A 21,078-nucleotide genomic window follows, 5' to 3' on the forward strand; every position below is an offset into this window, starting at 1 on the left:
CTACGATCTTAGAATGAAGCTATTTGCTGGTATCATTAATTCCGAGCTTAAACTATGACTTTTGCAAGAGGTCTATTGATTTGAAGTCCTAAACGCTATTAATACTGAAGCAGTTGAACTGTTAACGAATGCTTTAGAAAAATGGGAGAAAGACTCTAACGTAGTGTTTGTTTATATAGTCGATACCAAATAAAATCGATACGTTGTAACGTGATGCGCAACTGGTATAAATTTTTCTTGCTTGCTGTGTCTACGCTGACAGAGGCTGCAAAAAATTTATACCAGTCTCGCTGTATCGTTTTTATAGCGAATTGACTATATGGTGAGGGTCAAAAAGGATTTTGTGCGGGAGGAGGCATGCGCAAATTCTATGACTTGAAAGCTGAAGATGTCATATCTTATGCAGAGAGTTTCTTTTCGACAGAATACCGTCTAGATGCACTTATACATGACGTTATGTTTTGTCAGGACTAATTATTCCACTATCCCCCCAAGCTATGGTCTTTATAGAATAATTTTGTTAATAATTGAAGTAATGCTTAATGCTGCAAGAAGTTAGACTGCCTAAATTATTCAATCTAACATACTTATGTATAGTAAATTTAAACGTAAAAGACGTTTACAGCCTTTGCATTAGTAGTTTTACTTCCCATAGCTTTTTATACCGTTTCTCTTTAGACTAGGACTGCGTCAGTCGGGGCAATTAATCTATATTTGTGTTTTCATAACCTCAAATATAACATCTTTGCTTTGGCTGGCACCCCTCCTTTATTTAATCAGCATATTTACTCAGCATAATTTTTGATACATTACCGGAACTTCTACAGAGCCGACTAAATAGTATATCGACACTGGCCATCTTTGCTGCATCCGTGGGTCGAAGAGCTGCACTTATTTAATGAAAACAAGAACAGAGCAAGAGGAAGCAATGAAAGAGATTAATGGAAAGCGGTTATCCTATCTTTATGAGGCTGTAACTATGGGTACGATCCGGGCTGCAGCAGATAAGCTCAATATTGCTCCCTCGGCTATTAGCCGGCAAATATCTCTGTTAGAGGAAGAATTAGCATGCATTCTTATTGAACGGCATCGTAAAGGAGTAACACCGACAGAAGCTGGTAGTATTCTCTTACAGTTTTATCGGGAATCACTCTCCGCTGAAGAGAATTGTGTTTCCAAATTACAGGCGTTGTTGGGATTACAACGGGGACATATAAAATTAGCTATGGGTGATGGTTTCGTTGGGGATTTGATGTTGGGCCCACTATCTGAATTCGCCCGTCTATATCCGGCGCTGACGCTTTCAATCAGTACTGGTGGATCAAACGAAGTGATTCGTCAGGTTGAGGAAGATGAAGCACATATCGGGCTAGTGTTCCATCCCAGCAGTCATCCGCGCATCCGCTCACAGGTTGTAAGTTGTCAGCCAATGTATATTATTATGTCCCCTGACCACCCTTTAGCCGATCAAGATAAACCGATGCAGTTGAAGGAGCTTCTAGAATACCCAGTGGGGCTGGCTGAAAGTCGTTTTGGCATACGTCAGTTACTAGCGATGGCCGAATTTCAACAAAAAATTCGATTTAACCCTATCCTAACAACTGACTCATTCGCCGTACTAAAGAATTTTGCCCGCTCAAATATGGGATTTACCTTTCTACCGTATTTTGTAGTGTCCAAAGAAGTGAAAGACGGACATCTGGTAGCAATCCCTATAGACAATGCGCTACTGGCAAGCGGTGAAGCTCATATTGTAACTCGGTTGGGTCGTCATCTATCCCAAGGCCCGCATGAATTATTACAACATCTAAAGTCATGGATGAAAGCTTTGTAAGCGGGCGGCACGATTTATCGCTGTTTACAACAACGCCTGTGCGATAATCGCCGAGCCTAAAAAAGTACCAGTAAAGGTTAGCAGCGCTACAATAGCTATCTTAAAGCCAGACTTTTTGAATAAGTCCACCTCCATTTGCGAGATGGCGAAACCTGCGTAAGCTAGTACCGGGGTAATGAGTTGTAGCACACCCAGCTTATCAGTCTCGACTAAAACATAGTCACTAAATGGAAACTGCGGCAGCGATATCAAAATAGCGACAATAGATATCCAAGCAATAGCAGGCACATTAATTGGAATGACTCGTTTTAGTAGTATGCCAACGACACAACAGCCAAATAATATGAGCATACCAGGTAGCGCAGCAATCGGATTAAAACCTTGTCCAACCCAATTACTCAATAATAGCACGCCGCATATAGCGACCAATAATGATACTGACTGCCATACTGATAAGATAGCCTGCTCTTGCAAACCAAAATCCATGGCTTTACTGATATCAGCGCCATTATTTTTTCTGAATTTACTGGTAACTTTGTATAAAAACTCAGCGGCTGGTAGCGCTATGAATAAGCTGACAAACAGACCTGTAGCATAGGTAAGCAAATTAGAAGTCGCGGCAAAGGCAGTAATGGTCTCCTCTTGCGCCGGGACAGTCTCTGCTAGCGCTGCTGAACAGGCACCCATCATACTACCACTACCGATACCACAAGCCATTGCTAAAGCACGTATATCTAGAATGTCTAAAGAGGCAATGACCCCTGCCATAAGTGAAAAATAAATTGCACCAAATAAAGTACCCATCACATAGACACCCATTACGCCGATACCTTCAGCGCTCTGAAGTCCATATTTATCAGCAATTAGCGCAATATTAGGCTCACGAGCAATTGAGTGAGTGGCACCAATAGCCTCTCTTCCCATTCCAAACACCAATACAGCAACAGGCAAGGCGATAACGGCAGTAGCTACATTGCCTAACTCTTGTAATAAAAGGGCGGGACCTGCAGCTATTATTTCTTCTACTTTAGGGCCGACGCCAACGCCAAATTTTGCAATGAAAGGCATGATACTTAAAAGAACGGCGTAGCTTGCAAATTTTGCTCGGTCTTTGGAGATAACCGCTTTCATTGAGGATATGACGTTGGGGTTCAACAATATTGTAAATATAAATGCGTATAGTAGAGGCAGTAAGACTAATGTACCAATACCAATCGGAATCTTAATGATCCCTATCCATTCTGCAAGTAGCGATGTAATAATCACTAGTAAATGCAGCTTCCAATCAAATAAGCTCTTCGTCATTGTACTTGATAGCACACTGGTATTATTCATAGCAACTCCCTTTGCATTTTATGATTTCTAAGTTTTTTTATTATTTGGTTTATGCAGCATTTTTTGGTAGTTGAGACTCAACTAAAGAAGTCCATACTTTGATACCTGTCTCAATAGCATCGTCATTAAAATCATAAGACGCATTGTGTAATGGTTTGGAGGGGCTGCTACCATCAACACCTAACCAAAAATAAGCGCCTTTAACCACTTGGCTCATGAATGAAAAATCTTCAGAAGCCATTGATGGCTCTACGGCAGTATTTACCTTATCAGCACCCAGCACTTTAGTAGCAGCCTCTTTGATTTCAAGATAAGCTTGACTATTATTAGTGGTTACTGGATAGCGAATATGGTAATCCATCTCGCCTGTGACACCATATAGAGGCGGTAGTGTTTTAACCATTTCTGTGAGCATATCTTGCATGGACTGGCGTACGTCCATATCAAAGCTACGAACGGTTCCTTTTAAAATGGCGTAATCAGGGATGACGTTGGTAGTATCCCCACTATTCATCTGCGTTACGCTAATAACGCCTGATTTGAGCGGAGATATTCGACGAGAGACAATAGATTGAATATTAGTAATTAAAGCGGCTCCCGCTGCTATAGGATCAGCCCCTAAATGTGGCATAGCTGCATGAGTGCCTTTACCAGTCAAAGTAATCTCAAAGGTATCAAATGACGCCATCATCGGTCCATCATTAACGGCAACTTGTCCTACAGGAAGCCCTGGCCAATTGTGCAATCCATAGACCGCATCCATCGGGAATTTATCAAATAAGCCGTCATCAATCATGGCCTTAGCACCACCTAAGACCTCCTCAGCAGGTTGAAATATAAAATGAATGGTGCCATTAAAGTTTTTATGTTGGCTAAGGTGCTTTGCTGTACCAAGCAGAACTGAAGTGTGCCCATCATGGCCACAGGCGTGCATGCAGTTTTCATGAGTAGATTTATAATCAATGTCGTTTTGCTCTGCTATGGGTAAAGCATCGATATCTGCTCGTATGCCGATAGTAGGGCCTGAGCCATTCTTTAGAGTACCGACAACACCAGTACCGCCCAATCCTTGATACACCTCAATTCCAAAGGACTGTAACTTATCGACAATAAATGATGACGTTTTGAACTCTTTAAAACCGAGCTCTGGTTGACTATGAATCTGCTTACGCCACTGCTTTACTTCACTTAGTAGAGTTTCATTAATTAACATTTATTTTCTCCTTTTATTGAATTGAATAACCAAATTGAATAGCAGAATCTTTTGCGGTTTCGACCCATACACTTTTAGTCTGTGTATATTCGAGTAAACCTTCGTAGCCACTAGATCGGCCATAGCCGCTTTCACCAAAGCCACCAAACGGCGACATGACATTGATTGCTTTATAGCTATTTACCCAGAATGTTCCCGCATTTACTTGAGCGGCCATCCGATGAGCACGACCTACATCAGCAGTCCACACAGCGCCAGCTAAACCAAACCGGCTGTCGTTGGCTAACGCTACCGCTTCTTCTTCTTCTTCAAATAAAATCACAGAAACAACAGGTCCAAAAATTTCTTCCTGTGCTACACGCATATTATTTTTCACGTTGGCCAAAACTGTTGGCTGATAAAAATAACCATTTTCACCTCCACAAATTTCACCAGGCTTTCCGCCTGCGGCAACAACAGCACCTTCAGCAATACCATCAGAAACTAACGAACGCACGTGACTAAACTGTTTCTGGTTATTAATGGGCCCCACCATCGTGCCTTCATCCCATGGCAAACCTACAGGCAACTTACTGGCTGCCGAGGCAACACGCTCCACTACTTCTTTATAAACATCCCGATGAACCAATAACCGAGAACCCGATACACAGCTCTGTCCAGCGGCAGAAAATACGGCAGCTTGCGCACCCACTACCGCACGATCAAGATCAGCATCTGGAAAAATTATATTGGCTGACTTTCCACCTAGCTCCAATACACAAGGGATGACACGCTTTGCAGATGCCGAAGCAATGAGAGCACCGGTCTGTGGTGAACCTACAAAAACCACTTTTTTAGTCGCCGGATTAGTGATTGCGGCAGTACCTGTGGTATGCCCTAGTCCATTAATGACATTCACCAAACCACGCGGAATACCTGCTTGCTCAAGAATTTTGGCGAGTACTGTTGAGCTTAGTGGGGTTAATTCAGATGGCTTCAGTAAGACTGCATTTCCTGCACAGATAGCAGGGGCAATCTGCCAGCCTCCGGTAAATATAGGGGCGTTCCAAGGTGTGATTTGAGTCACCACACCATAAGGCTCATGACGAGTGTAGTTTAAGTGACTTGTTGGTACGGGAATAACTTGTCCCATAATTTTGTCACACCAACCAGCATAGTATTCAAACATATCTGCAACTTTTGCCACTTCAACCCGGCAATCGCGAATAGGCTTACCTGCAGATATACATTCTAGGCGTGCCAGAGATTCCGCGACGGCACGTATTTTCATGCCGCACTGCCACATTAACTGACCTCTTGCACTGGCGGTCATTGACCACCACACTTTTTGAGCTTTTATAGCCGCATCGGCTGCATTAGCAACAATATCTTTCCCCGCATCACGATAGATTAAAAATACCTGACCGGTTGCTGGGTTAATCAGCTCGATGTCGTCACCATTACCTGCAACCAATTCTCCATCAATCAAGCTGCCAAACTTTGAAGTACCCAGTAGTTCATTAAGCAGTATTTCAACTTGTTGCGCGCCATTTCCTTCTACTTCAAAACCCATAATCTATTCTCCCAAGCCGGCATTTTTGATAATGCAATTAAAATCATCCTGATCAGGTATGTTTTTTTCGCTCTGCGACCAAATTTCGGCTACCTGTTTAGCCAAAGGTAACTCTAATCCCATCTCACCGATCATATTTTCCGCCAGACGCACATCTTTACGCATCAGCTGCATAGTGAAACCGGAGTCAAAACCTTTATTAAGAATCCAACGAGGAAAATTCACTTCACTGATTGCACTACGACCTGAACCGGCGTTCAAACCAGCAATAAGGTCTGCAGGATCAAGTCCTGCCTTAGTACCTAGAGCTACTGCTTCGGCGGTAGTTATTAGATGTGCAGCACATAGTAGATTATTGATCAGTTTAGCCGCATGTCCATTGCCAGACTTTCCCATGTAGACCACTTTTGAGCTCAAGGCATCCAGATACACCTGTGCACGTTCAAGGGAACTACGTTCACCTCCAACAACCATTACCATAGTACCGGCTGCAGCACCCGCTGGACCGCCACTGACAGGACAGTCCAATAACTGATGGCCTAACTGATCCAGCTCTATCGAGAGTGCCCGCGTCACCTCTGGTTCTGAAGTAGAAGTATCAATAATCAGAGTTTTAGGCTGAGCAAAGTTAATAATGCCATCTTTGCCTTTAACAACTGCTTGTACATGCTTTGCCATTGGCAAAGATAGAATGATGACACTAGATTCAGCACACAGAGCTTTAATATCTGCAACAACATTTACGCCGATTTCCCTGGCAGCTTGGCTTTGTGCTTCCCCAATGTCCGTGCCGAACACTTTAAAACCTTTGCGAAGCAAAGACTGAGCCATACCGTTGCCCATACGGCCTAACCCGACGATACCTATAGTTTTTGTAGTCATGCCTACCTCCTTGTTTTGGTGCTTTCTATCACTTTTATTATGACTAATAAGCTATTAAGAAGAAGCATAACAAATAAACTTTTGTGTTCTAAAAAAGGCAACACCAAATTAAGCAGTTAGATAGATTCGTCCTCATCTAGCCCAAGTTTTAGCTCCTATGACGATATATCGCTAAAAATGGTTTTGAATATTAATACAATAAAAAAATGCATGCAGCTATTAAATCTTAATACCAATAAGAAAGGTTGCTAACGCTATGTACAGTATAGTTTTAGCAACCTTTTTCTAGTTGAGAATTTTACTCAGATGATGTTTTCAAAATTGGGGTTTGGGACGTGTTCCGTGGTTTGGAAGATTGAGGATTAGGGGATCAATGCATAATTTCAAGAAAAGCTTTGCATTAAGACATATTTAGTTTGGTATTATTAAATTCTTTTCAATTAAAAACGAAGCTAATGCACCTTAAATCATTTACCTTAAGAAGAAACTATAAGCGCTGATTTAACAGGTTTTGATAAACTAAGCAAAAATTCTTTCAATCTATTTGAGGAATATAGCGTCCAACTAGGCGAGCCTATTAACTCTCAACTCATAATCTGGGGAAAAATTTAGATATCTACAGACGTGGTATACGTATAAAATAACCTTTAGAAAGATTCGTAATAGATTATATATTTTAAAAAAGTCCCACAAACGCGAAGCCTTTTTCATTCAATATAGCAACGCTTTTTATCAGGATTAAGTTTGAGAGTCTGTTTATATTTATAATCTTACTTAGCCCCTCAACGTAAAAAAACGATCAATATATCATCGTCTTTTTTATTTTGGTCGTCTTACCAATGACTCAACCTAAACTCTATCAGCCTTGAGGGCTTTGGGTCATTTGACGACAGTAGCCTGCTAGGTTCTCAGGTAAATCCTCTGGACAGACACCGCATTGCTGATTGCCAGGTACCGCGTGATCAATGAATTTTGGATACGGCAGGTTCAAGTTATTCATGATATCTCGAAACGCCTCAATAGATATATCTCCGCCAAGCCGTGGATTACGCTTCTTTTCTTGTGCAATTGAGGAGACAAAGCGCTCTTTATAATCATGGGCAGGATAGACTAGCGTCTCATCAGGCAAAGCAAACAGTTTGTTGCGCACAGAGTCATACAAGGCATCGGCATCACCGTTTTGAAAGTCCGTACGACCGCAACCCTCAATCAATAAAGCATCTCCTGTGAATACCCGCCCATCAAATAGATAAGCAAAATGCCCAGCGGTATGCCCTGGCGTATGTAGAGGGTCTATAGTGATGCCAGCTACTGTTAAAGGGATACCCTCCTCCAGACCGATATCAGCACACTCTAACCGATCATAAGCTGGCGCTGCAATCTGACTGCCAACGGCGCGCTTCATCTCTAATGCAGCAGTGATATGGTCAGCATGAATATGCGTGTCCACAGTGTATGCCAGCTTTAAGCCCAGCTTGTGCAATTCGGCCAAATCTCGATCCATAGTGGCGATCACCGGATCAATTAAAATCGCCTCCCCTGTGTCTTCATCCCCTATTAAATAGGTATAAGTGCTCGAGAGAGGCTCGTACAATTGCCGAAAAATCATAACGCTTCCTTATTTGTTATAGACTCAATATATATGATATCCATATATTATATTACAGTATAGTATTTTTATATAACGCTACACAATAGATAACGTATGCTGATTCTAACTGCACATAGTCGTATAGCGCTTATTTGATGTCTATATAAGGCATTAACGGTCGCTAAAGCTAACAAGTCATCTAAGCGAGCAATGGAAACTGATAAATACCTGCATATATCAAAGTACCAATTAGCACACTAATGATACTAAACCCAACCAAATAGGCCTGCTTGTTTGACCAAGGTATTTGCCAGTTAATTTTATCTTTAGTGGTCAACCATTCCGTCACGCTGATCGCCACTAGCAGCCATAGCGTGCCAACCAAATAGCCGCCTAATACATCGCTCAAATAATGCTCATTTAGTAGTATTCGACTCAGCCCTATCAGTACGGTTAATAAAATAGTTGCCATAACGATGCGTACTTGTGTCGCAAAGTGCTGGCTAAAGCGAATAGCGATGTATGCGACAAACCCATATAAGGCAACGGTGACGGTAGCGTGTCCACTAGGAAAAGAGTATGTGCCCTCATACAATAAGATATCTATAGGACGAGCACGCTCGAAGATCATTTTACTTAAAAAGGTAAATGCCGTGCTGCCGATGACGGCTATTAGTAAGCCTATGATGATATAATGTTGGCGCACAACCCAGCATGTGATAGCCGTCAATAACACCACTAAAATGGTAATTGGCGTAGAGGCTAAGCTGGTAATTAAAATAAAAAAATGTATGACGCCAGCTTCATTTAATAAGCTCATCTGCTTCGAGACCAAGAGATCGAGCGCAACTATCGCGTCGGAGGTGACCACATCCTCAACCAATCCCACGAACACCGCTGCTATATAGACCATTAACAAGAACAAGATAGTCAGCGGCAAGCCATAAAAATGCTCAACGTGTAGTCGCTGCCAAAAAAACTGATAAAGCTTTGGCTGGCTATTTTTTAAGTGAGTCAGTCGCCTATCCACGCCAAAATACTGCTCAAACTTGCACCAATATCTCCTGGCTAGCATAAAGGCGCGTTTGCCATAGCGAATGACAACGTATTGCAATGCCCATAAAACTACGATAACGATTAATAGTAGAATACTTAGTAAAAATAGCGGTGGCTGAGTTTGTAGAACAGTGATCACACCTAGCCCTCAAGAGTTTGTGGTCATAGTGCTAGGAGATAAAATCGCTGCTAGCGGCTCAGCGCTTAGTAGCCCTTCGCTTCTGACCAGCTCTGCCACGCCTAAGCCACTGTCCAAAGCTAGGCCTGCGATACGGCTAGCATTATCATAACCAATATGGGGTACAAGGGCGGTGACGATACCGATGCTTCTCTCGGCATACCGCGCGCAGTGCTCCTCATTCGCCGTAGTGCTATAAATACTATGTTCGTCCTCAATCAGCTCTATACATACGCGCGTAAATGGATCGTGGCTGGCTGATTTTTTTATTGTTATCATAGTTATGATCCTAGTTGTAATCTTTATCGGTGCTAAAACTGTCGTACTACTATTGGGTGAATTAAATGGAGGGTGCTTTTCAGCCCATTCTCATAAAACGTACTTACCATACTATGAGCTAGGATAAAGGTTTTCTAATCTTTATCCTAGCTCATGAAAAAATTCATAGCAAAAACCCCCCTATAAGTATTCACTTACAGAGGTTATTTTATGCTTTACCATCAGGGCCATTTATTTAGTATGGCAAGCTATGCTAATTTTATAGGTTAAACGGCTCTTGATTGAGCGCCAAGTCAGCGTAGCTATATTAAGTCAGACACAGATGTCATCTACGACACTACGTTTGATGGCCATTGCTTAATTGTGTCTATTGCCTGACATTTTTAACCGCCTGCGACTGGCGTGATGAATACCACGTTATCACCTTCATGTATCTCATCTGTCCACTTAGCAAAATAGTCATTTACTGCCACTCTTAGATCAGACTGTGGAAGATCAAAACGGTGCTGTTGACAAAGCGTCTCGTACAGCTCAGTTAATGATATTGATGGTGGCACTTGTATTTTTTCTTCATTACATCTGGCTTTATCAGCTAGACTGGCAAAATATAAAACATTAATATTTATTAAAGTATCTGTGTCCATGTTTTTAGCGATAACGCTCATTGCTTTTATCCTCTTATTTAATAAACCAGATTACTGTTGGGGTAGGTCATCAACTAAAACACGTACATTTTATAGACTAAAAACCTAGTCACTAAGAGCCTATTCTAGGTATGCTTATAAAAGGATGACAAAACAGGATCAGGTCATGGGTACGGTTAAGTAACACTGTATTTTTTGGTCATCTTAGTAGATTTAGCCATGACTAGGATTTACCCGCATAAAGTGCGGCACAAAGTTACAAGGACGCGTACGGCTATCAAATTGCTCTTGTAATATCTCCTCCCAACCAGTGCGGCAGGCTCCTGTCGATCCTGGCAGACAAAAGATACCCGTACCATTGGCCATGCCAGCCACTGCTCGCGATTGTACTGTTGACATACCGATATCGTCTTTTGAGATTAGACGGAACATCTCACCAAAGCCGTCGATAGCTTTATCGAACAACACCCCTACCGCCTCCGGCATACTGTCTCTAATATAAAAGCCCGTGCCACCAGTAGTAATTACTGCATGCACATCAGAATCTGCTATCCAGCGACTAATTACCGCCCTGATTTGATAGATATCATCTTTAATCAGCTTACGGTCCGCCAAATGATGACCTGCGGTGGTTAGCTGATCGACCAAATATTGTCCTGAGCTATCTTGAGCGGTAGTGCGACTATCGGAGACTGTCAAAATAGCGATATTAAGAGGGATAAAGTCAGCGGCAGGCTTACTCATGGATATTCCTTAATAGTTATTTGGTTGTTATAAAATTAGTGATGAAGAATTTTAACCACCAATCATCGACAAGTTATGCATCATGCCACTATTGGCATCGTGCAAATGATGGTGCTCAGGCTTAATCGGCATAAAGCTATATAAGGTGTTGATGAGCCCTTCGACATCATCACCTTTTAGATGCTCACGAATATCGTAATTGCCTTGATCAAAGAGACATAAATGTACCTTGCCCTGAGAGCTTACACGCAGACGATTACAGCTATCACAAAAGTGTGCAGCATAGGGAGCAATCATACCAATGCGTCCTAGGTAGTCTGGGTGACTGTATTCGATAGCGGGGCCATCTGCATGACCGCGCGCGTGTGGCTGCCAACCGTGGCTAATCAGATAATTGGTAATCAGCTCGGACTGGGCGTGTTGAGCGAAGAATAATTCGCTGTTATCACTGGTCTGCATAAACTCAATAAAGCGATAAGTGACTGGGCGCTGTTTGATATAGTCGATGGCATTAATAAGATTTTCATAGGCGGTTTCGGCCATCAAAATACTGTTTATCTTTAGTTTAATATCAGTAGTGGCCAATAGCTCATCCATATCAGCCATCAATTGCGGTAGCATATTAAACCCTGTCACCTTATGAAAAACATCAGGCTCAAAACTATCCATACTGATATTAATCTGGTTCAGCCCAGCAGCTTGCCAACTCGCTAAATGCTTGCCAAGTTTATAGCCATTGCTCGTCATCGCGACCATCTCAATACCGGGAGTTTGTTTGATGGTCTTAATGATATCGACGACATCGCGGCGAATAGAGGGCTCGCCGCCGGTAATCCTCACTTTGGTCGTACCTACTTGCGCAAACCCACGCACTAGCGTTGCAATTTCAGCGACTGTCAATTCATCTTCAGGAGGCCTACCTTGGTAACCATCGGGCAAGCAATACTCACAGCGAAAGTTGCAAAAGTCAGTAATAGACAAACGCAGATATGTCAGCTCCCGAGCAAAACTATCCGTCAGCGGTCGTTGGGGTTCGCTACGATTAAAAAGCGCTGTAGACGCTACAGCAGTAGCTGCTGATGGTATGGACAATGCTTTATGATCAGCAGTAAAGGCGGCGTCTTTACTGGGATAATAGCGTTGCACGTTCCCTAAAGTGGGGGCAAGATGGGTCATATCAGTATACCGTTAATAAGGATAAATGGTTGGCTCTAAGCATCGCCTCAGGTTATGAATGGAAAAATAATAGTGAATAGCTATTATGACAAAAAACGATTACCGACGAAATAACCCTAAATGATCTCACCTCTACCCCTTAAGGAGTAGAAACTAGATTACTTAGGGTTCATGAGACGCTATAAAGTTTTTATGGGAAGTATAGAAAAACAGTACAAAGGCCACTACCCTCGAAAGATGTTTTCTTGCTCCAGACTCATCTCAATACCTTCTATATTGGCCTCATTGGCTAAAGTAAAAAGGTAATCACATAATGCTTGATGAAAAGCTTGTTGGCTAAGCTTATTGTGAATGGCCGGACTCACCTGCTCATAAGTCATTTGAATGCCCGGCTGCTTATCTAGCACCTCAACAATATGAAAACCATATCGGCTCTCAATAGGGCTGGGTGCCAATCCTTTATCTAGTTTAAACAAATGGCTTTCAAACTCTGGCACGGTTTGTCCTTTATCAATCACGCCAAGCTCGCCGCCCTGCTCTCTTGAGGGGCAAGCAGAATACTGACGAGCCAGTTCAATAAACTGTGCACTAGGATTGGCATCGTTGTTAATTTGCTTAATCAGCTCATAAGCATTCTTTTTTAGTTTTAGACGTTCATCGCCGTCATCAGGGGCGCACGCTAACAAAATATGCCGCACCGACATAATAGGATCGGTCTTAAAGTCAGTGATATTTTGCTGATAATAACGCTCACAAGTGGCGGTATCCGCAATAGTGGCTTGCACATTTTTATCAATTAAATTAGAGATAGCCTGCTCTTCATCTTGCTTCCAAGCAGAGATGCCAAGACTTGGCTCAGCTAGTACTGCTAGGCGCAACAGCTCGCGCACGACCAAAGCTTGCGTCGCCAAAAACACCGCGTCTTCTTTATTAGCGGCCGGATGATACTGTAGCTCTTGCGCAATATCAGTGCGATCAATCATTACCCCGTTGACGGTGACAGAGGGTAGCTCATCTCGGCTAGAAGCAATTAGGTTTTTGTGGTTACTACGCTCCTCACTCATCGCTCGTTCGATAAACTCTTGATCCGAATGCGGTTTTTTCAGGTCTGCTGTCGTTGGCATGATACGGATAATATCCTCGTTATTCTCCATAGCAGCATTCGGGGCTTTAGACTCGTGATTTACGTGGTGGCTTGGGTGATAAGTATTGACAGTCATCATTGTTGCTCCGCTCAGTATTCGTATGTAGAAATTTTAGATATCGTTGCATCATTTTATAATTACTAGCCCACTCGCGACTAGCAATCAAAGCTTTTTTTAACATCACTTTAAGCCAGTTATTAGCCTAAAATGACCACTATCTTATTGTGATTTTTTCTGTCTGACGATCTGATAACGACGGCCAAAGTACCATACCGGCGCACTGATAATATGAATCAAGCGCGTGAATGGGAAGATCATAATCAAGGTAATCCCAAGTGCCATGTGCAGCTGATAAATCAGATCCGCCTGCTCAATACGCGCCGCGGCTTGCAGTGGTCTTAGCACGGTAATGTCCTGCGCCCAGCCAGCGAAGTTGAGCATGGTTAAACCATCTAAATGCTGCGCTGAGGTAAAGATGGTGATCATCCCTAACGTCAATTGGATAAATAACAGAACCAGTACCAGCTTGTCGGAGAAATTTGAGGTGTTAGAGATGCGATCATCAGTGAAGCGGCGCCACATCAGCATCACCAGCCCCACCCAGCAAAACGCGCCTGCGATACCGCCGACCACGACCGCTAAGATTTGCTTATTGCCGGCGCTGATAAAGCGATCATAAAAAATATGCGGCGTGAGTAGACCGAAAAAATGTCCCAGCAGTACAATGATGATACCGACATGGAATAGATTGCTTGCCCAGCGCATGTTTTTAGATCTGAGCATCTGCGAGGAGCCCGTCTTCCATGAGTACTGCGACAAATCAAAGCGTACCCAAGTGCCAACGATAGCAACCGCTAGCGCAATATAGGGATACACCCCAAAAAGGAATATTTGCAGCCAATTTAGGCTGGCTAAAGCTTGTATACTAGGCGCTCCAAGATTCATGTCCTCTCTCCTTATGATTGGCTAGCCGATTGATTTTGTTTTGGACTTTGGTTAAAGTCCACCCAATGCACCGGAGCATCCACCATAGGCGCTGTTGAGTTGGCCTTAACGCCCGCTTTAGCCGCAAGGTTTTGCGTGCTGGTTTGCGAAGGACAACGCTCTTCTTGCTGCGCATCTAAGAAGGTCACCACTTCTTCTTCCCACTCTTTATCTAGTGCATCAAAGGTATCATCACGCTGCTCTTCGCTGATTTTTTCTTGATATTCCTCAACTATCTCTAGAGGCTTGCCAGCAATCTGTAATAGCGCATTAAAACAGCCTTGATAGACACTGCCGCGATCCTCAAGTCTTGCTGCAAGTAGCGCAATGATATGGCTGACGTCAGCAATATCCATACGGATTTGAATATCGTCGTTGATGACGGCGGCTTGATAAGCCAAAAACTCAAGATATAACGGTAAGAAATCAGGCAGCTCTTTAACGCTAATCTCAAAACCGGCTTCCTGATACTGATTCATCAGATCAACCATCGCTTGGCCGCGATCACGCGATTCGCCATGCACATGCTCAAACAGCCATAGCGATAACGAGCGACCACGCTCAAAGAGGCCGTCATAACGCGCCTGCGCCTCAAGGCAACCGGTATCGATTAAGTCTTCAATCAAGTCGATAATTTGTGTGCGTACTTGCGGGCTAATCAATGTCGACCTAGCAACAATCTCGGTACAATCGGCCAAGGTATCGCCTAAGAATAGCTCGTTGCTTGGATAGTCGATAAGCAGGCTTAAGACTTTGAGTATCTTTAGGTCTGATGAGCCGATTACGGCCGGCTCAATAGACTCATGCACTGTGCTGTCATTGTGAGTTTGAGTAGTTTGCATCTTATGACTCCCACTTTTGTACGGTATCGATAAAATCACGACGATTGGTTTTGCGTTGACCGAACATACTGTTATCAGATTGTCCTGAACAACCTTCACCAAAGCTAAAGCCGCAGCCATTACGTTCCGCGAAAGCATCGCTCAATGCCTCTTCGCGGTGCGCGGTTGGAATGACAAAACGATCTTCATAATTGGCAATCGCCAGGTAACGATACATCTCTTCCACTTGGTGCTTGGTCAAACCAACTTCGTCCAAAATGCTTTGTACCTCTTGCTTCTCAACCAATTGCATACGCTTGTAGCTACGCATGGCAAGCAAGCGTTTGAGCGCTAAACGTACCGGTTCTTCATCGCCTGCGGTGAGCATATTGGCCAAATAACGCAGCGGAATACGCAAGCTATCGACATCTGGAATCAGACCATCCATACCGACTTTGCCCGCTTCAGCCGCGTTTTGAATCGGTGATAATGGCGGTACATACCAGACCATCGGTAGCGTCCGGTATTCAGGGTGTAGTGGTAACGCAAGCTTCCAATCCATCGCCAGCTTATAAACGGGTGATTTCTGCGCTGAATCAATGACCGATTGCGGCACGCCATCTTTTAGGGCTTGCGCGATAACTGCTGGGTCATTAGGATCTAAGAACACATCGAGCTGCGCTTGATACAGATCTTGCTCGTTTGGCATGCTGGCCGCTTCGGCGATTTTGTCTGCATCATAAAGTAGCACGCCTAGGTAGCGAATACGGCCAACACAGGTCTCTGAGCAAACCGTTGGCATGCCCGCCTCGATACGTGGATAGCAGAAAATGCATTTCTCTGACTTGCCCGATTTCCAGTTGTAGTAAATCTTTTTGTATGGGCAGCCTGAGATACACATGCGCCAGCCGCGGCATTTTTCTTGGTCGATGAGGACAATGCCGTCTTCTTCACGCTTATAAATTGCGCCACTGGGGCATGACGCCACACAGGTGGGATTCAGACAATGCTCGCATAGACGCGGCAAATACATCATAAAAGTGTTTTCGTATTCGCCATAAATTTCAGCTTGAATATTGTCGAAGTTTTTATCCTTACGGCGTTTTTCAAACTCTGAGCCGAGGATTTCCTCCCAGTTAGGACCCCATTCAATCTTTTGCATCCGCTTGCCGGTGATGGCTGAGCGCGGGCGGGCGATTGGGGAGTAGTTACCGATAGGCGCGGTATGCAGATGTTGATAATCAAAATCAAACGGCTCGTAATAATCATCAATCTCTGGCAAATCAGGGTTGGCAAAAATATTGGCCAGTACGCGAAACTTACCGCCAATACGCGGGTTTATCGTGCCGTTGGCATTACGTATCCAGCCGCCGCGCCATTTGCTTTGATTTTCCCACTCTTTGGGATAACCAATACCAGGCTTTGATTCAACGTTATTAAACCACGCGTATTCCATCCCTTCGCGGCTGGTCCAGACGTTTTTACAGGTAACTGAGCAAGTGTGACAACCGATACATTTATCAAGGTTAAGCACCATGCCGACTTGTGAACGAATTTTCATGGGTGTGCTCCAAATAGTAGTAAAAAAGCAGCTTTGGTTTCTTAAGAGATAGCCAAAAATTAGGATATCTCTTTGAGAAAAATAGCTTTAGCCATCGATGCTAGTAGGCAATGGGCGCGGTAATGAGTCATCTGGTTTTTCCTCTAACCAGTCGATCTTCGACATTTTGCGAATTACCACAAACTCATCGCGGTTACAGCCGACTGTGCCATAGTAGTTGAAGCCATAAGACTGCTGGGCATAGCTACCAATCATATGCGTCGGTTTTAAGATAGTACGGGTCACCGAGTTATGGATACCACCGCGGATACCGGTTTGCTGCGAGCCGGGTACATTGACCAATTTTTCTTGCGCGTGATACATCATGGTCATGCCTTCTTTGACGCGCTGACTGACGATGGCGCGAGCCGTGATAGCGCCGTTGGCATTAAAAACCTCAATCCAGTCGTTATCGACAATACCGGCTTTTTGTGCATCCACTTCTGACATCCAAACACAAGGACCACCGCGACTTAGCGTCAGCATCAGCAGGTTTTCAGAGTAGGTACTGTGGATGCCCCATTTTTGGTGCGGCGTTAAGAAGTTCAGTACGATCTCTTTATTACCATTGGGTTTGGTGTTTTGGATGATATCGGTGGTCTTGGTGTCGATAGGCGGACGATATTGCTGCATCTGCTCACCGAACGCTTGCATCCATGGGTGATCCTGATAAAACTGCTGACGGCCGGTAATGGTGCGCCAGGGGATCAGCTCATGAACGTTGGTATAGCCGGCGTTATAGCTCACCTCATCAGACTCAATGCCAGACCACGTCGGGCTTGAGATAATTTTACGCGGTTGGGCGACGATGTCTTTAAAGCGGATTTTTTCGTGCTCGCTGGATTTGGCCAAATGGGTATGATCGCGACCCGTAAACTCAGACAATGCCGACCACCCTTTGACCGCCACGTGACCATTGGTTTCAGGCGCCAGCATCAAAATCATCTCAGAGGCATTCACTGCGGTATTCAGACGGGGTCGCCCTTCAGAGATACCTGGCTCAGTGACACGGTGGTTTAAGTCGCCCAATTGTTTGACTTCGGTTTTCATATCCCAATTCAGACCTTTTGAGCCGTTGCCTAATGCCTCAAGCGCCGGCCCCATAGAGGTGAACTTCTTATAGGTATTGGGATAATCGCGCTCAACGATCTTAATCATGGGACAGTTTTTACCCGGTACTGGTTTTTCACCGGCAGTTTTCCAGTCCGTACCACCAAAGGGCTGCGCTAGCTCACCTGGGCTATCATGCTGCATTGGCAAAGTCACCACATCAGTTTCAACACCTAAATGACCTTTTGAGAGCTCAGAGAAGCTTTTGGCGATACCTTTATAGATTTCCCAGTCTGATTTGGACTCCCAAGCAGGGTCGGTTGCCGCCGTTAAGGGATGAATAAACGGATGCATGTCTGAGGTATTCATGTCATCTTTTTCGTACCACGTCGCTGTTGGCAAAACGATGTCTGAGTATAGACAAGTCGAGGACATCCGAAAATCTAAGGTAACGACCAAATCAAGCTTGCCAGTTGGGCCTTTTTCGACCCAATCGACTTCTTTTGGCTGCAAATGACCCGTAGGGTTTTCTTCATTTAAGAGACCGTTTCTGGTCCCTAAGAAGTAATGCAGCATATATTCGTGGCCCTTTCCTGATGAGCCCAGCAGGTTTGAGCGCCAAATAAACATGTTGCGTGGGAAGTTAGCAGGATTATCTGGAGACTCACAGGCAAAACGTAGGCTATTATCTTGTAGTGAGTCCACTACGTATTCTTCAACGCCCTTACCACTAGCTTTAGCTTGGGCTGCTATCGTCAATGGGTTACGGTTGAGCTGCGGCGCTGATGGCAACCAGCCAGCACGCTCAGCCTGAATGTTGTAATCCAGCATGTGCTCAGGGAAGAATTTTTTATTGGCATTGGGCGAGAGTATCTCGTGAGCGGAGATAGTCTCGTGACGCCACTGTGAGCTGTGCGCGTAGAAAAAACTCGTCCCGTTCATATGACGCGGCGGACGGTGCCAATCAAGGGCAAAGGCTAGTGGTAACCAGCCGGTTTGCGGGCGCAGTTTTTCTTGACCGACATAATGCGCCCAGCCGCCGCCAGATTTGCCGATACAGCCGCAGAGCATGAGCATGTTAATGACGCCGCGATAGTTCATATCGAGGTGATACCAGTGGTTCATGCCGGCACCAATAATAATCATCGATTTACCATGAGTTTTATGCGCGTTTTCTGCAAACTCGCGCGCGACTTGAATGACACGCTCACGGCTAAGACCGGTGATCACTTCTTGCCAAGCTGGCGTGCCTGGTACCATAGCATCATTATAATCATCGGTGACATGTTCGCCGCCAACGCCATTATCGACACCAAGATTGACCACAGTTAAATCAAAAACGGTTGCCACAATAGCGGTACTACCATCGGCCAGGGTGATGGTTTTACAAGGGACAGTTTTTCGTTGTATTGGCTCGCCTGGCACTGAGGTAAAGTGCGGATGATCGACATGACCAAAGTAATCAAAGTCAACGACACAAGTCTCAGAGCTGCCTTTTAGAGTCAAAGTTAAGTCAATATCTGCGCCTGTTGCGCCGTTTTTTTGTTCAAGATTCCATTTGCCTTTTTCGCCCCAGCGATAGCCGATAGAGCCTAGTGGCGATACCAGTTCACCATCATTATTTAAGCCAATAGTTTTCCATTCTGGATTGTTTGCTTCCCCTAAATTGTCCACCAAGTCAGAAGCGCGCAAATAACGACCCGCACGGCGCGAATTCTCATCTCCTTCTAACATCACTAGCACCGGCAAATCGGTATAGCGCTTGGCATAGTCTAAGAAATAATCGCTTGGCTGCTTAAGATAAAACTCTTTGATAATCACATGACAAAAGGCTTGCGCCACTGCCGCATCCGTTCCTTGCTTTGGGTTGAGCCATAAGTCGGTCAGCTTAGAGATCTCAGCATAATCAGGCGTGATAGAAACGGTCTTAGTGCCTTTATAGCGAACTTCGGTAAAAAAGTGCGCGTCAGGCGTGCGCGTTTGTGGTACGTTTGAGCCCCAAGCGATGATATAGTCAGAGTTGTACCAATCAGCGGATTCTGGCACGTCGGTTTGCTCGCCCCAAGTCATCGGGGATGCTGGCGGCAGATCACAATACCAGTCATAAAACGACAAACAGACCCCGCCAATGAGTGATAAATAGCGACTACCAGAAGCATAGCTGACCATCGACATCGCCGGAATCGGTGAGAAACCAATAATGCGATCAGGGCCAAAAGTTTTGGCAGTATAGACGTTACTGGCGGCGATAATCTCATTCACCTCCACCCACGTCGAGCGAATAAAGCCGCCCAAGCCGCGCTTAGACTTGTACTGCTCAGCTTTGATTGGGTCCTCAACGATACTGGCCCAAGCATCGACGGGATCAGGATATTGGGCTTTGGCTTCGCGCCATAGTTTGAGTAGCGGCTTACGTACCTTTGGGTATTTGACGCGGTTGGCTGAGTACATATACCAGCTATAGCTTGCGCCTCGTGGGCAGCCGCGTGGTTCGTGGTTTGGTAGATCAGGGCGGGTTTCTGGATAGTCAGTTTGCTGCGTCTCCCACGTCACCAAGCCGTTTTTGACATAGATTTTCCATGAGCAAGAACCTGTGCAGTTGACCCCATGCGTTGAGCGCACAATCTTGTCATACTGCCAGCGGCTACGATAGACGTTCTCCCACGCGCGCGACTCATCACGAGTCTCGCCATGTCCATCGGCAAATTCGCCTTGTTTGCGTTTAAAAAAGCGGAACTGGTCGAGTAAATGACTCATTTGGCTATCCTCTACTTAATGGCTTATATTGTGAACAGGGATTGATTGAGCGCTAAAGTCATAAAATTGGGTTTGTGTGACAGGCTTTGGATAAATCGCTCTATGCTTAACAGCTGTTCATACTGTTTTGATAAATACTATTTAGATATCATCATTCTAAGTGAGCCTTGATAACCTGACTATCAGCTAATATGAGCAGTGCTCTACCTCCTAAGTAGTAGTTACTATCATGCTTGA

16 protein-coding genes and 1 pseudogene are annotated in these 21,078 nt (G+C 44.5%); 2 read left to right on the top strand and 15 right to left on the bottom strand.

The genetic code is table 11. The features are described 5' to 3' along the window. Positions 1-330: 330 nt before the first annotated feature. Positions 331-474: pseudogene (locus ACS8FC_RS10725) on the top strand (enoyl-CoA hydratase/isomerase family protein); the annotation flags it as partial. Positions 475-928: 454 nt separating this feature from the next. After that, positions 929-1,834 carry a LysR family transcriptional regulator gene (locus ACS8FC_RS10730; RefSeq protein ID WP_439296755.1) on the top strand — a complete coding sequence of 302 codons (906 nt, stop codon included), beginning with the start codon at positions 929-931 and terminating at the stop codon, positions 1,832-1,834. A 24-nt stretch (positions 1,835-1,858) separates the two neighbouring features. Here ACS8FC_RS10730 and ACS8FC_RS10735 read toward each other — a convergent pair whose 3' ends face one another. The 15 genes from ACS8FC_RS10735 to ACS8FC_RS10805 form a co-directional block, all read right to left on the bottom strand. Then, complete coding sequence (locus ACS8FC_RS10735) at positions 1,859-3,169, bottom strand: DUF3100 domain-containing protein (RefSeq protein WP_439296757.1); 1,311 nt, start codon at positions 3,167-3,169, stop codon at positions 1,859-1,861. A gap of 49 nt (positions 3,170-3,218) precedes the next feature. After that, positions 3,219-4,382, bottom strand: coding sequence for a M20 aminoacylase family protein (locus tag ACS8FC_RS10740; protein WP_439296758.1), 1,164 nt, complete (start codon positions 4,380-4,382; stop codon positions 3,219-3,221). A 13-nt stretch (positions 4,383-4,395) separates the two neighbouring features. Then, positions 4,396-5,934 carry an aldehyde dehydrogenase family protein gene (locus ACS8FC_RS10745; protein WP_439296759.1) on the bottom strand — a complete coding sequence of 513 codons (1,539 nt, stop codon included), beginning with the start codon at positions 5,932-5,934 and terminating at the stop codon, positions 4,396-4,398. Positions 5,935-5,937: 3 nt separating this feature from the next. After that, positions 5,938-6,864, bottom strand: coding sequence for an NAD(P)-dependent oxidoreductase (locus ACS8FC_RS10750; RefSeq protein ID WP_439296830.1), 927 nt, complete (start codon positions 6,862-6,864; stop codon positions 5,938-5,940). 811 nt (positions 6,865-7,675) lie between these two features. After that, positions 7,676-8,425: an MBL fold metallo-hydrolase gene (locus ACS8FC_RS10755; RefSeq protein WP_439296760.1), complete on the bottom strand. Its 750-nt coding sequence runs from the start codon at positions 8,423-8,425 to the stop codon at positions 7,676-7,678. Between the two features lie 181 nt (positions 8,426-8,606). Continuing rightward, entirely contained in the window at positions 8,607-9,602 is a 996-nt protein-coding gene (locus ACS8FC_RS10760) for a phosphatase PAP2 family protein (RefSeq protein WP_439296761.1), read from the bottom strand. Between the two features lie 9 nt (positions 9,603-9,611). Then, positions 9,612-9,920 carry a hypothetical protein gene (locus tag ACS8FC_RS10765; protein ID WP_439296763.1) on the bottom strand — a complete coding sequence of 103 codons (309 nt, stop codon included), beginning with the start codon at positions 9,918-9,920 and terminating at the stop codon, positions 9,612-9,614. A 383-nt stretch (positions 9,921-10,303) separates the two neighbouring features. Further along, complete coding sequence (locus ACS8FC_RS10770) at positions 10,304-10,585, bottom strand: MoaD/ThiS family protein (RefSeq protein ID WP_439296764.1); 282 nt, start codon at positions 10,583-10,585, stop codon at positions 10,304-10,306. Between the two features lie 192 nt (positions 10,586-10,777). Beyond that, a complete protein-coding gene (moaB, locus tag ACS8FC_RS10775; protein ID WP_439296766.1) occupies positions 10,778-11,308 on the bottom strand; it encodes a molybdenum cofactor biosynthesis protein B in 531 nt (176 codons plus the stop codon). A 51-nt stretch (positions 11,309-11,359) separates the two neighbouring features. After that, entirely contained in the window at positions 11,360-12,484 is a 1,125-nt protein-coding gene (gene moaA, locus ACS8FC_RS10780) for a GTP 3',8-cyclase MoaA (RefSeq protein ID WP_439261386.1), read from the bottom strand. 224 nt (positions 12,485-12,708) lie between these two features. After that, positions 12,709-13,704 (bottom strand): peptidylprolyl isomerase, encoded by a 996-nt coding sequence (locus ACS8FC_RS10785; RefSeq protein WP_439296831.1) that lies wholly within the window; start codon positions 13,702-13,704, stop codon positions 12,709-12,711. Between the two features lie 144 nt (positions 13,705-13,848). After that, positions 13,849-14,574 carry a respiratory nitrate reductase subunit gamma gene (gene narI, locus ACS8FC_RS10790; protein ID WP_439261387.1) on the bottom strand — a complete coding sequence of 242 codons (726 nt, stop codon included), beginning with the start codon at positions 14,572-14,574 and terminating at the stop codon, positions 13,849-13,851. A gap of 11 nt (positions 14,575-14,585) precedes the next feature. Beyond that, a complete protein-coding gene (gene narJ / locus ACS8FC_RS10795; RefSeq protein ID WP_439296767.1) occupies positions 14,586-15,455 on the bottom strand; it encodes a nitrate reductase molybdenum cofactor assembly chaperone in 870 nt (289 codons plus the stop codon). A gap of 1 nt (position 15,456) precedes the next feature. Beyond that, the gene (narH, locus tag ACS8FC_RS10800; protein WP_439296768.1) at positions 15,457-16,995 is read right to left on the bottom strand and encodes a nitrate reductase subunit beta; all 1,539 of its coding nucleotides are present in this window, start codon (positions 16,993-16,995) and stop codon (positions 15,457-15,459) included. 87 nt (positions 16,996-17,082) lie between these two features. Further along, positions 17,083-20,841 (bottom strand): nitrate reductase subunit alpha, encoded by a 3,759-nt coding sequence (locus ACS8FC_RS10805; RefSeq protein ID WP_439296769.1) that lies wholly within the window; start codon positions 20,839-20,841, stop codon positions 17,083-17,085. Between the last annotated feature and the right edge of the window lie 237 nt (positions 20,842-21,078).

The organism is Psychrobacter sp. 1Y4, assembly GCF_051847555.1.